The 12,029-nt window shown below is 62.4% G+C and carries 12 protein-coding genes and 1 pseudogene; 8 read left to right on the plus strand and 5 right to left on the minus strand.

The window, feature by feature from the left end; translation table 11 throughout:
• Positions 1–69 precede the first annotated feature (69 nt).
• From RTP54_RS04270 to rnhA, 7 genes and pseudogenes are all read left to right on the plus strand, one after another.
• Positions 70–564 (plus strand): L,D-transpeptidase family protein, encoded by a 495-nt coding sequence (locus tag RTP54_RS04270; RefSeq protein ID WP_312361235.1) that lies wholly within the window; start codon positions 70–72, stop codon positions 562–564.
• Positions 561–944, plus strand: a complete 384-nt coding sequence (locus RTP54_RS04275) for a DUF983 domain-containing protein (RefSeq protein WP_112808539.1) — start codon at positions 561–563, stop codon at positions 942–944. The genes RTP54_RS04270 and RTP54_RS04275 overlap by 4 nt, the downstream gene beginning before the upstream one ends.
• Positions 913–1,677 (plus strand): SURF1 family protein, encoded by a 765-nt coding sequence (locus tag RTP54_RS04280; RefSeq protein WP_112817396.1) that lies wholly within the window; start codon positions 913–915, stop codon positions 1,675–1,677. Before RTP54_RS04275 ends, RTP54_RS04280 begins: the two co-directional genes overlap by 32 nt.
• 51 nt (positions 1,678–1,728) lie before the next feature.
• Positions 1,729–2,094 (plus strand): annotated as a pseudogene (locus tag RTP54_RS04285) (DUF1304 domain-containing protein).
• A 3-nt stretch (positions 2,095–2,097) separates the two neighbouring features.
• Positions 2,098–3,105, plus strand: a complete 1,008-nt coding sequence (ispH, locus tag RTP54_RS04290) for a 4-hydroxy-3-methylbut-2-enyl diphosphate reductase (protein ID WP_312361236.1) — start codon at positions 2,098–2,100, stop codon at positions 3,103–3,105.
• Between the two features lie 37 nt (positions 3,106–3,142).
• Positions 3,143–4,123 (plus strand): homoserine kinase, encoded by a 981-nt coding sequence (locus tag RTP54_RS04295; RefSeq protein WP_312363169.1) that lies wholly within the window; start codon positions 3,143–3,145, stop codon positions 4,121–4,123.
• Complete coding sequence (gene rnhA, locus RTP54_RS04300; RefSeq protein WP_112817397.1) at positions 4,120–4,587, plus strand: ribonuclease HI; 468 nt, start codon at positions 4,120–4,122, stop codon at positions 4,585–4,587. The genes RTP54_RS04295 and rnhA overlap by 4 nt, the downstream gene beginning before the upstream one ends.
• A 46-nt stretch (positions 4,588–4,633) precedes the next feature.
• On the opposite strand, the gene RTP54_RS04305 is transcribed toward rnhA, so the two are convergent.
• Together RTP54_RS04305 and RTP54_RS04310 are read right to left on the minus strand one after the other, a co-directional pair.
• Complete coding sequence (locus tag RTP54_RS04305; protein ID WP_112808529.1) at positions 4,634–5,119, minus strand: peroxiredoxin; 486 nt, start codon at positions 5,117–5,119, stop codon at positions 4,634–4,636.
• Positions 5,120–5,261: 142 nt separating this feature from the next.
• Positions 5,262–6,110, minus strand: coding sequence for a protein-disulfide reductase DsbD domain-containing protein (locus RTP54_RS04310; protein WP_312361239.1), 849 nt, complete (start codon positions 6,108–6,110; stop codon positions 5,262–5,264).
• Between the two features lie 180 nt (positions 6,111–6,290).
• On the opposite strand from RTP54_RS04310, the gene RTP54_RS04315 reads away from it, so the two are divergent.
• The gene (locus RTP54_RS04315; protein ID WP_409517088.1) at positions 6,291–6,884 is read left to right on the plus strand and encodes a YqgE/AlgH family protein; all 594 of its coding nucleotides are present in this window, start codon (positions 6,291–6,293) and stop codon (positions 6,882–6,884) included.
• A gap of 114 nt (positions 6,885–6,998) precedes the next feature.
• On the opposite strand, the gene RTP54_RS04320 is transcribed toward RTP54_RS04315, so the two are convergent.
• The 3 genes from RTP54_RS04320 to RTP54_RS04330 all read right to left on the minus strand — a co-directional run bounded on the left by RTP54_RS04320 (position 6,999) and on the right by RTP54_RS04330 (position 12,013).
• Positions 6,999–9,908 (minus strand): EAL domain-containing protein, encoded by a 2,910-nt coding sequence (locus tag RTP54_RS04320; RefSeq protein WP_312361241.1) that lies wholly within the window; start codon positions 9,906–9,908, stop codon positions 6,999–7,001.
• Positions 9,908–10,519: a GNAT family N-acetyltransferase gene (locus RTP54_RS04325; protein WP_112808523.1), complete on the minus strand. Its 612-nt coding sequence runs from the start codon at positions 10,517–10,519 to the stop codon at positions 9,908–9,910. Before RTP54_RS04325 ends, RTP54_RS04320 begins: the two co-directional genes overlap by 1 nt.
• Positions 10,520–10,711: 192 nt before the next feature.
• Complete coding sequence (locus RTP54_RS04330; protein WP_112808521.1) at positions 10,712–12,013, minus strand: M16 family metallopeptidase; 1,302 nt, start codon at positions 12,011–12,013, stop codon at positions 10,712–10,714.
• Positions 12,014–12,029 lie beyond the last annotated feature (16 nt).

Genomic DNA, 12,029 nt, shown 5'->3' on the forward strand with positions numbered 1-12,029 from the left:
AGGCGGCTGCAACCATGCAGCCGCCTTATTTTTTGTCTGTCTTGCGTGTGGCAAGCGAGGGGAGGCGGCATGGCAATGCGGGTGGCGACGATGACGGTGGCATGGCTCCTGGCGGGCTGCGCCCCAGCGTTCTCAGGCGATATCGCCGACCGGGTGGTGGTGCACAAGGAAAAGCGCGTCCTGCAGCTCTACCGCGGGAGCGAGATGCTGCGTCAATACGCGGTTGCCCTCGGTGGCAACCCTATCGGCCATAAGCAACGGGAAGGCGACCGGCGAACGCCCGAGGGCCTCTATGTTCTCGACTGGCGCAACAACAAGAGCGGCTATCACCTTTCGATACACGTCTCGTACCCTCGACCCGAGGACGCAGCGGCTGCGGCCGCAAGCGGCGTCGATCCCGGCGGCATGATCATGATCCATGGTCAGCCCAATTATTTCGGCTGGCTGGCGTTTTTGACGCAGATGTACGATTGGACGGATGGCTGCATTGCGGTTACCAATGCCGAAATGGACGAAATCTGGGACATGGTTCCCAACAACACGCCGATCGAGATCAATCCGTGAGCGACGACAAAGCCCTCTATCCGCCGGTCGACCCGGTCATGACAGGCATCAAGGGCCTGTGCCCACGCTGCGGCCAGGGCAAACTCTTTGATGGCTTCCTGACGGTCAAGCCCGTCTGCGCCAGCTGCGACCTCGACTATCGCTTTGCCGATTCCGGCGATGGCCCCGTCGTCTTCGTCATCCTGATCGTTGGCTTCGTCGTCGTCGGAGCAGCGCTTTGGACGGAGATCAATTTCAATCCGCCGCTCTGGCTGCATTTCCTGCTGTGGATACCGTTGGCGATTGCCTTCAGCCTGGGGCTGACGCGCATGCTGAAGGGCATCCTCATCAACCTGCAGTATCGCAACAATGCGCGGCCGGGCGAGATCGATCGTGGCTGAAGTCTTGACCAAGAAAGCCAGCCTTGCCGGGCGCATCGGTGCCTTCATCCTGCTTGCAACCACCTTCGCCATCCTCATCTCGCTCGGCACCTGGCAGATGCAGCGGCTGCACTGGAAAGAAGGCCTGCTTGCCGCGATTGCCGAACGTCGCTCGGCACCACCGGTCACGACGGCCGAGATCGAAAGGATCCTGGCCGAAGGCGGCGACATCGATTACCGGACCGTCACCGTGCCCGGCCGGTTCGACCATGGCAAGGAGCGACACTTCTTTGCGACCTACAACGGCCGCACCGGTTACTATGTCTTCACGCCGCTGATGCTCGATGACGACCGTTTCCTGTTCGTCAATCGCGGTTTCGTGCCCTTCGAACAGAAGGATTCATCGACCCGACTGGCGGGCGAGCTTCCGGCCTCGGTCGCGATCCATGGCCTCGCCCGGGTCAGGCTCAGCGAAAAACCGTCGTCGATCGTTCCTGACAATGACGTCGCCAAGAACATCTTCTACTGGAAGGACCTCGACACGATGGCATCGTCGGTAGGGCTTCCCGCCGACAAGGTGCTACCGTTCTTTGTCGACGCCGATGCCACGCCCAATCCAGGGGGCTTGCCGATCGGTGGCGTCACGCAGTTCGACCTGCCCAACAGCCATCTGCAATACGCGCTGACCTGGTACGGTCTGGCCGCGGCACTGGTGGTCGTCAGCGGTGTCTTCATCATCAGGCGCAAGCCATAGGCGGCCCGTCGGGGCCGTGCTATCCCTGACGAAGGCAGTTGGGGAAACATGATGGGTTTGATATCGACGATCCTGATCGCGCTGACAGCGCTGCTGCACCTGGGCTTTCTGGTGCTGGAGATGTTTCTGTGGACCTAGCCGCAGGGCCGCTCGGTGTTCCGCATGACGGCCGCGCAGGCGGAGGCGACGCGGGTGCTCGCCGCCAATCAGGGGCTCTACAACGGCTTTCTCGCCGCCGGGCTCTTGTGGTCTCTCATGCAGCCGGACGCGTCATTTGCGTTCGAGTTGAAGGTGTTCTTCCTTGTGTGCGTGATCGTTGCCGCTATATATGGCGCGTGGTCGGTCAAGCCGCGCATCCTGCTGATCCAGGGCGGCCCGGCTATCGCAGCCCTTGTTTTCGTTCTACTGGCATCCTGATCCATGGCATCATCCGCGGCAAAATCCCCGATCACCATCCGTCTTTGCGGGCCGCGCGGCTTCTGCGCCGGCGTCGACCGGGCGATCCAGATCGTCGTGCTCGCGCTGAAGGAGTTCGGCGCGCCGGTCTATGTTCGCCACGAGATCGTGCACAACCGCTATGTGGTCGAGGGGCTCGAGGCCAAGGGTGCGATCTTCGTCGAGGAACTCGACGAGATCCCGCCGGAACATCGCAAGCAGCCGGTGGTGTTCTCCGCCCACGGCGTGCCGAAATCAGTACCCGCAGATGCCGACAGCCGCAATCTCTTCTATCTCGACGCCACATGCCCGTTGGTCTCCAAGGTCCACAAGCAGGCGATGCGCCACAACCGCCTCGGCCGCCACGTGGTGCTGATCGGCCATGCCGGTCATCCGGAAGTGATCGGGACGATGGGGCAGTTGCCAGAAGGTGCTGTCTCACTGGTCGAGACGATCGAGGATGCCGATGTCTACATGCCAGCCGATCCCGACAATCTCGGCTTCGTCACTCAGACGACGCTTTCGGTCGACGACACTGCAGGCGTGATCAAGCGGCTGCACGAGCGCTTCCCCAATCTGACGGCGCCGGCGGCCGATTCGATCTGCTATGCCACCACCAACCGCCAGGAGGCGGTCAAGCAGGCGGCACCGGGGTGCGACCTGTTCCTGGTCGTCGGCGCCCCGAATTCGTCCAACTCCAAGCGGTTGGTCGAAGTGGCGCTGAAGGCGGGTGCGAAAAAGTCGGTGCTGGTGCAGCGGGCGTCCGAAATCGACTGGGATACGGTCGGCGATATCTCCACCGTCGGTCTGTCGGCGGGTGCCTCGGCGCCGGAGGTGATCGTCAACGAGATCATCGAGGCTTTTCGCGAGCGCTACGACGCCGTGGTCGAACTTGCCGACACGGTCGAGGAGAACGAGAATTTCCTCGTCAACCGCGAGATCCGTCACGTGCCGCTGACGGCTGCCGACATGGCCTTCGTCAACGGCGAATAAGCCGTACATCTTGCCCGCATATTGAAAGTGAATGACCGTGGCAGTTTATACCGATATCACGGAAGACGAGCTGAGCGCCTTTCTCGAGGCCTATGACGTCGGCCAATTGACCTCCTACAAGGGCATCGCCGAGGGCGTCGAGAACTCCAATTTCCTGCTGCACACGACCAAGGGCTCCTACATCCTCACGCTCTATGAAAAGCGGGTGAACGCGGATGATCTGCCATTCTTTCTGGGGCTGATGCATCACCTGGCCGACCGCGGGCTTTCCTGCCCGTTGCCGCTGCCGCGCGCCGACGGCGCGCTCCTGGGCGAACTTTCCGGTCGTCCGGCCGCCGTCATTTCGTTCCTGGAAGGCATGTGGCTGCGCAAGCCCGAGGCCAGGCATTGCCGCGAAGTCGGCAGGGCGCTGGCCGAGATGCATGTCGCAGGCCAGGGCTTTGGCCTCAAGCGCGCCAACGCGCTCTCCGTCGACGGATGGCGGCCGCTGTGGATCAACTCCGAGGCGCGTGCCGACGAGGTGCAGACCGGCCTCAAGGACGAGATTTCAGCCGAACTCGCGCATCTCGAGAACCATTGGCCGAAGACGCTGCCGGAGGGTGTCATCCACGCCGATCTCTTCCCGGACAATGTTTTCTTTCTCGGCGACCAGCTTTCCGGCCTGATCGACTTCTATTTCGCCTGCAACGACTATCTCGCCTATGACGTCGCCGTCTGCCTCAACTCCTGGTGCTTCGAGAAGAACGGCTCCTATAACATCACCAAGGGCATGGCGCTGCTTTCGGGCTACGAGAGCGTGCGCAAGCTGTCGGCAGACGAGGTCGAAGCCTTGCCGCTGCTGTGCCGCGGCTCGGCGCTGCGCTTCTTCCTGACGCGCCTCTATGACTGGCTGATGACGCCTGCCGGCGCTTTGGTCGTCAAGAAGGACCCGCTGGAATATCTGACGAAGATCCGCTTCCACCGCGCGATCGTTTCGAGTGCCGAATATGGCCTGCGTCTCGAAGGGGCCTCAGCATGAAGCAGGTACAGATCTACACCGACGGTGCATGCTCGGGCAATCCGGGGCCGGGCGGCTGGGGCGCGGTGTTGCGCTACGGCGAGGTGGAAAAGGACATGTGCGGCGGCGAGGCGGAAACGACCAACAACCGCATGGAGCTTCTGGCGGCGATCTCGGCGCTCGACGCGCTGAAGAGCGAGTGCGAGGTCGACCTGCATACCGACAGCAAATATGTGATGGACGGCATCTCCAAGTGGATCCACGGCTGGAAGAAGAACGGCTGGAAGACCGCTGACAAGAAGCCGGTGAAGAATGGCGAACTCTGGCAGGCGCTGGATGCCGCCAACCGCCGTCACAAGGTGACGTGGCACTGGGTCAAGGGCCATGCCGGCCATCCGGAAAACGAACGTGCCGATGAACTCGCCCGCAAGGGTATGGAGCCCTTCAAGAAGAAGCGCCGTCCGGATTCTCTGCTGGTAAAATGAAAAACGGGCCGTAAAGGCCCGTTTCCATTTGTATTGTCGTCTGAACTCAGAGTTGTTCCAGGATCGCAGCAGCGCCCGATACGGTCGCCTGGCCGGGGCTTTCCTCGAGGTTGAGCTTCGTGACCACGCCATCCTCAACGAGCATGGAGTAGCGCTTCGAGCGAATGCCGAGCGTGCCGGCCGACAGGTCAATGTCCATGCCCAGCGCCTTGGTGAAGGCGGCATTCCAGTCGGAGAGGAAGTGGATCTTGCCCATGCCGCCCGACGTGGTCGCCCAGGCACCCATGACATGCAGATCGTTGACCGCGACGACGGCGATATCGTCGATACCGCGTGCCAGGATCGCGTCGCGGTTTTCCAGATAACCTGGCAGGTGGTTGAGCGAGCAGGTGGGCGTAAACGCACCCGGCACGGCAAAGAGCACGACGCGCTTGCCCTTGAAAAGCTGCTCGGTCGTCACTTCCACCGGACCATCGGCGGTCTTTTCCTTGAAGGTCGCGGTGGGCAGCTTGTCTCCGACGGCAATGGTCACGGCATTCTCCTTGCGTTGCGCTTATGGCCAGGCCGGCATTCCGGCAGGGCGTTTTCGCGGCTCTGAATTGTCTTGCGTCCGACTGTTTCCTTCGGTCGTCTCTGGAGACAACTGCCTGAAACGCCTGGACTATAGAGGGGCGTCAATCAAAGGCAAGGGTCGTTTCCATGGCTCGGGCCCCGGCGCGAACCGTCAGGATGACCGGCTTTCCCTCGAGCGTGTTGTCCTTGGTCGAAAGCCGAACGGGGATCTCGGCCTCAAGTTCGGCGCCTCGCGTCGTGGCGATGACCGGCTTGCCGAAGGAGACGCCGGAAGGGCCCGCGAGAAACAGGTCGCGATGATCCGTTGCCGTATCCGGGGGCAGTCGCAACGAAAGCCGCACCGTTGACGTCTGTACGTCGTAGACGGCCGTCGTCACCGCAAAATCGTCGGCGGGCGCTTCCGGCAGGGCCGCGACAGCACCTTCGATGCGGGCGGCATCGAGCGGGTTGTCAAAGTCGCCGTGCTTGAGCGTCAGGTCGAGCTCGCCCTGCACCGGGATACAGATGTCCTCGCAGATACCGAGAAAGACGGAGGCGCGGATGTTCACGTCGCCCTCGCCGGAAACGCGCTTTAGCGTCAGCGGGAACGACACGGACTTGTCGTACCCGATATAGCGCACCGTGCCGTCGTCGAAGGTCTTGGGAACGGGGAAGCCGATCTTTTCGAGGACGATGCCTTCGGCCGGGTCAAGGGTGATCTGCGGGGGGATGCCGCTGGCGCCCGGTTCGCGCCAATAGGTCTTCCACCCGGGGTTCAGCTTGATTTCGAGGCTGGCCGGGATCGTGCCGTCCTTATTTAAAGGTGCTGCAACGATCCGGATCATGCCGCCCGTCGACGTCACCCATTCGCTGGTCGCTGCCTGCGCCACAGCCGGCAGAAAAAATGCGGCAAGCAGGCTTGCCCTGCCGATGCGCTGGACCATGTTCTGATATGTGGGGCGTTTGATCATGGCCAAAGCCATATCGCTTTTGGCCGCAACGCTCCAGACGCCCCTTGGGCGCGCAGATCATAAATGTTTGATCAGACATGGCACGGCAAACGCGGTACGTGCATTATTTGGCGGTCGCGACGTTGAAGCGCTTTTCATTTCGCGGCGAATTGGTAGGCTGTCCCCATTATGGCAATAACCATGGCACAGAAGAAGCGGGAACGTGGTTTCCTTGACGGTCAGTTCCTGATCGCCATGCCTGGGATGTTTGACACGAATTTTGCCCGGACCGTCATCTTCATCTGCGCCCATTCCGACGACGGCGCCATGGGGTTCATCCTCAACCGGCCGCAGCAACTGACCTTCCCCGACGTCCTGATGCATCTTGAAATTCTTGACGAGGACGAGGCGATCCGGCTGCCGGCGATGACCCGCGACTTCCAGATCCAGGCCGGCGGGCCGGTCGAGACCGGGCGTGGTTTCGTGCTCCACTCCGACGATTATCTGAGCGATTCCAGCATTCCCGTCAGCGACGATATCTGCCTGACGGCGACGCTCGACATCGTGCGCGCGATTTCGCGCGGGGAGGGGCCGCACCGCGCCACGATGATGCTGGGCTATGCCGGCTGGGGCCCGGGGCAGCTCGAGGCAGAGATTACCCAGAACGGCTGGCTGACCTGCCCGGCGCGCGAGGAGCTGATCTTCGACAAGGGGCTCGGCGACAAGTACGACCGCGCCTTGGCTTTGATGGGCGTAAGTCCGGCGATGCTGTCGATCGAGGCCGGCCACGCCTGATACAAGGCGATCAATTACCGAAACATTTCTGTAAGACGCGCACGCCGCCAAGGCGGGGGCGCTTCGGCTTGGGCTGCGCTCAATTCGCAGCCCGGTATCGCTTGCGATTGACCGTCAGGCCCGCTTCATCAGCGGAAAACGCTCCTTCAACAGCCGCTGGATCGATTCAGAACCGATCGGCGGGCCGAACAGGAAGCTCTGGCCGTAGTCGCAACCCATCTGGGATAGCTGGATCGCGTCCTCTTCGGACTCGATACCCTCGGCGACCACCTGCATGTCGAGTTCGCGCGCCATGGTGATCACCGAGCGCAGCAGGATGCCGCGCTTGTCGCTCGGGTCGCGCACCAGCGCCTTGTCGATCTTGATCGTGTCGAAGGGGAAGCGGGTGAGATAGGAGAGCGAGGAGTGGCCCGTGCCGAAGTCGTCGAGCGCCAGCTTCAATCCGGCTTCCTTCAATTTCTCGAGGACGAGGCGTGCCTGCTCCGGGTTCTCCATGACGAGGGACTCGGTGAGTTCCATCTTCACCTTGGCCGGGTCGCAACGGTTCTTGTTGAGCACTGCGCGAACGTCGTCATAGAGCTCGTTGTTGAGCAACTGGGCACTCGAAAGATTGATCGACACGAAGATCGGCAAGTCGCCGGTCTGGATCTGCCATTCGGTAAGGTCGCTCGTTGCCTTGTCGAAGGCGAACATGCCGAGCTGGTTGATCAGGTCTGAATTCTCGGCGATCGGGATGAATTCGGTCGGCGAGACATTGCCGCGCTTGGGGTGGTCCCAGCGCATCAGCGCCTCGAAACCGGCAATCTCGGCGTCGCTGAGGCGGACGATCGGCTGGTACACCAGCGACAGTTCCTTGCGTTCGATGGCGCGCTTGAGATCGGCTTCCAGCTGCATGCGGTCCGAACCGGAGGTTCTGAACGCCGGGCGGAAGGGCTCGACGCGGTTGCCGCCTTCCTTCTTGGCGCGGAACATCGCCAGCTCCGCATCGTCGATCAGGCCGGCAGCACTCTGCTCCTGCTCGAGCCAGGAGACGAGGCCGATGGAGGCAGTGAGGTTGATTTCCCGGTTGCCGTAGTTGAGCGGCACCATGATCGCCTTGCTGACCGCATCGGCGAAATCGGCGACCTTGGCCGGGTCGCGTTCCGACATCAGGATCAGCCCGAACTGGTCGCCGCCGAGGCGCGCAAGCGTATCCTGCGGCCGCAGCAGCCGGCGCAGGCGGCGCGTCAGTGCGATCAGGATGTTGTCGCCGGCCGCAATGCCAAGCAGGTCGTTGACCTGCTTGTAGCGGTCGATGTCGATCGCAAGCACGGTCGGGCGTGCCGTCGTCGCGCTGTCGGACATCAGGAGGATGGACTGCAGCCGGTCGAGGAAAACCTGGCGATTGGGCAGGCCGGTCAGGTTGTCGTGCAGCGCGTTGTGCAGCAGGCGCTCGACCGAGTTGCGCTGCTCGGTGATGTCGATGATCGTGCCGACGCAGCGGATGATTTCGCCATTGGCGCCGAGCACCGGCCGAGCACGGATCGATAGCCAGTGATAATGGCCGTCCTCGGCGCGCACGCGGAATTCATGGTTGAGCTTGCCGCGGCGGTGTTCGAGCAGCACGTCGAGCGTGGCGCGGAAGCGATCGCGATCGTCCGGGTGCAGCCGCGGCAGCCAGTTGCGCAACGGCCCGTGCATGGATCCCATGGAGAGCCCGAGCTGCAGCGAGATGTCGGGAATGGTGACGACACGGTCGCGCGCCACGTCCCAGTCCCAGACCGTGTCCCCCGAACCCGTCAGTGCCAGGGACTGGCGTTCGAGATCGGAAAACAGCCCCTGCTGATAGGCGCCACCGGCAAAGGCATGCTGCATGACGGTGAAACCGATCAGCAGCACGATGAGAACGAGGCCGCCGCCAAGCGCCGGCTGGACGATATCATTGGCCAGCTGTCCGGTGACGGTCAGCCACGCGCCGAACAACCACACCAGAATGAGCAGCCAGGCGGGCACAAGCAGGATCGCGCGGTCGTAGCGGTTGAAGCCGAGATAGGCGATCAGCACGATGCCGACGGTCGCCGTCAGCGCGAAGGAGAGGCGGGCGATGCCCGACGCAATCGCCGGATCGTAGACGGCCACGCCGAAGAGAAGGCCGAGGCCGAGGATCCAGGCGAGCGTCGCATAGCCCAGATGCTGGTGCCAGCGATTGAGGTTGAGATAGGTGAAGAGAAAGATCACCAGGCCCGCCGCCAGGAAGACTTCCGTGCCCGCGCGCCATATTCGCTCGTCGCCTGCCGTCACGCTGATGAGCTTGGACAGAAAGCCGAAGTCGACGCAGATATAGGCAAGGACCGCCCAGGCAAGTGCGGCCGTCGCCGGCAGCATTGACGTTCCCTTAACCACGAACAGGATGGTCAGGAACACCGCGAGAAGGCCGGCGATGCCGAGCACGATGCCGCGGTAGAGCGTGAACGCGTTGACCGTGTCCTTGTAGGCGTCCGGCTGCCAGAGATAGATCTGCGGCAGTTCGGGCGTCGCCAGTTCTGCGACGAAGGTGATGACGGCGCCCGGGTTGAGCGTGATCTGGAACACGTCGGAATCGTCGCTCGGCAGCCGTTCGAGTGCAAAGCCCTCGCTCGGCGTGATCGACAGGATGCGCTGCGAGCCAAGGTCGGGCCAGAACAGCTTGGAGTTCACCAGGCGGAAATGCGGTGCGACGATCACGCGGTCGAGCTGTTCGCCCGAGACGTTGGCCAGCGCGAAGACCGCCCAGTCGCCCTGGTGGTTTTCGGTACTGGAGCGCACTTCGATTCGCCGCACGATGCCATCGGCGCCCGGCGCCGTCGAAACCTGGAAGGCTTCGCTGCGGCCGCTGTAGATCTCGGTCGTTGCCGTCAGGTCGAGTGCGGTGTCTTCGCGCGAGATCTTGACCGGCTCTAGCGCGTGGGCAATGCCTCCGAAGGCGCAGAAAAGCGTGGTGAGCGCGATCAGGAACGCTGCCAGCTTCGAAACTGACCATGCGAAGGGCGAGCGGGCGAGAGGCATCAAAGGGGCAATTTCCTGTTCGGTACGGCATCGTCGGACAGGAGGGAGAAAAGCACATGGTCCCGCCATTGCCCGTTTATCCTCAAGTACTGTCTCAAGTAGCCTTCACGCTCAAAACCGGCCTTTTCAAGGAGCCGGATGCTTCTTGAGTTCTCCGGAATACAGGCTGCTTCAATACGGTGCAACTCAAGGCTCGAAAAGATATAGGGAATAGCCAGCTTGAGGGCGGCGAACATGTGGCCGTGGCCGGCATGGCATGCGCCCATCCAATAGCCGATCATGCAGTTTTGCCCGGCACCGCGGCGGATATGGCCGATGGTCAGCCCGCCGAGCAGGATCTCGGCAGGCTTGTGGAAAAGAAACAGCGGTACGGCCTGACCGGAGGCGAATTCCTGCTCGTTGCGGATGACGCGGCCGCGAAAGGCGCTTTCGGTCATCTCGTCCGCCCGCCAGCTCGGTTCCCACGGCTCAAGAAAACTGCGGCTTTCGCTGCGCAGCTGATACCATTGGCGGTAATCGGCATAGCGGGGGAGGCGGAGGAGGTAATCCTGATTGGCAATCTCGACCGTCTCGGGCTGCCGCGACAGGAACCGAAAAACCGATCGTGTCATGTGTGCCTCCGAGGCCTTCCGGTTGAACGCGCGGAAGATCCTTAACCGCCCGGCGCACAGTGCCCCTCGCGCTGCCGCAACTCCAAGCGTTGCACAAGTTTGCGCACAAATCGAATCCGATTTTACGAAAAGTCGCAAACACTTCGCCGACCGGGCGCAAACAATTGGCCCGGTCGAAAGCCTGCGGCCGTATCAGCTCGCGACGGCGTGGGGGACGCTGGTTTTTCCTGTCAGTGTCGACAGGATGTCGCTCATCGGCGCCAACTGCTCAAGCGGGCCGATTGCCGACAGCGTCGGCGTGGTGTCGAAGAACAGGCGACCGGCGAGATCCGTCAGGCGCTCGATGGTGATGCCGGACAGGCGCTCCATCAGCTCCTCGTTCGGGATCGGGCGGCCGTAAAGCATCATCTGCCGGGCGATCTGTCCGGCGCGCGCCGCCGGGCTTTCCTGGCCCATCAGCAATTGCGCACGGATCTGGGCACGGGCGCGCTCGATTTCCTGCTGTTCGATGTTCATCGACGACTTGCGCAGCTCGTCGACGATCACGGGCATCAGTTCCGGCAGGTTTTCGCCGCCGGTTGCAGCATGAACACCGAAGATGCCGGTGTCGGAGAAGCCCCAATGGAAGGCATAGACCGAATAACACAGGCCGCGATGTTCGCGCACTTCCTGGAACAGGCGCGAGGACATGCCGCCACCAAGAATGTTGGCGAGGATCTGCGAACAGTAGAAATCGCGGGCGTGGTAGGCCTTGCCCTCGAAGCCGAGCAGGATCTGCGCGTCCATCAGGTCGCGGGTTTCGCGGCTCTCGCCACCGGTGTAGATCGCGGTCTCGAGAACCGGCGTTGCCAGCGGCGTGCGCGGCAGCGTCGCGAAGCGTTCCTCGACCTGGCGAACGAAAGCCTCGTGCTCGACGGCGCCGGCGGCCACGACGAACATGCGGTCGGTGGTGTAGTTGCGTCCGAGATACTGGCGGATCTGGTCGGCGGAAAACGACATCACCGTGTCCGGTGTGCCGAGGATCGGGCGTCCGACCGTCTGGTTGCGATAGGCGGTTTCGGCGAAGCGGTCGAAAACGACGTCGTCAGGCGTGTCGTCGGCAGCGCCGATCTCCTGCAGGATCACCTGCTTTTCGCGACGCAGTTCTTCCTCGTCGAAGCTCGACTCGGTGAGGATGTCGGCCAGGATGTCGACCGCCAGCGGCACGTGATCCTTGAGGACGCGTGCGTAATAGGAGGTTGTTTCGGTCGAGGTCGCGGCGTTGACTTCGCCGCCGACATTCTCGATTTCCTCGGCGATCTGGCGGGCGGTGCGCCGGCCGGTGCCTTTGAAAGCCATGTGCTCAAGCAAATGGGCGATACCATGCTCGCCCACGGTTTCGTTGCGTGAACCCGATTTGATCCACACGCCGAGCGCCACGCTTTCGAGATGCGGCATCTGCTCGGTCACCACCGTCAACCCGGAAGGGAGCCGGGTGCACTCAACTTTCATCATACGTTTCTTCTCGTTC

The sequence above is a fragment of the Ensifer sp. genome, from assembly GCF_031989085.1.
Taxonomy (GTDB): Bacteria; Pseudomonadota; Alphaproteobacteria; order Rhizobiales; family Rhizobiaceae; genus Ensifer.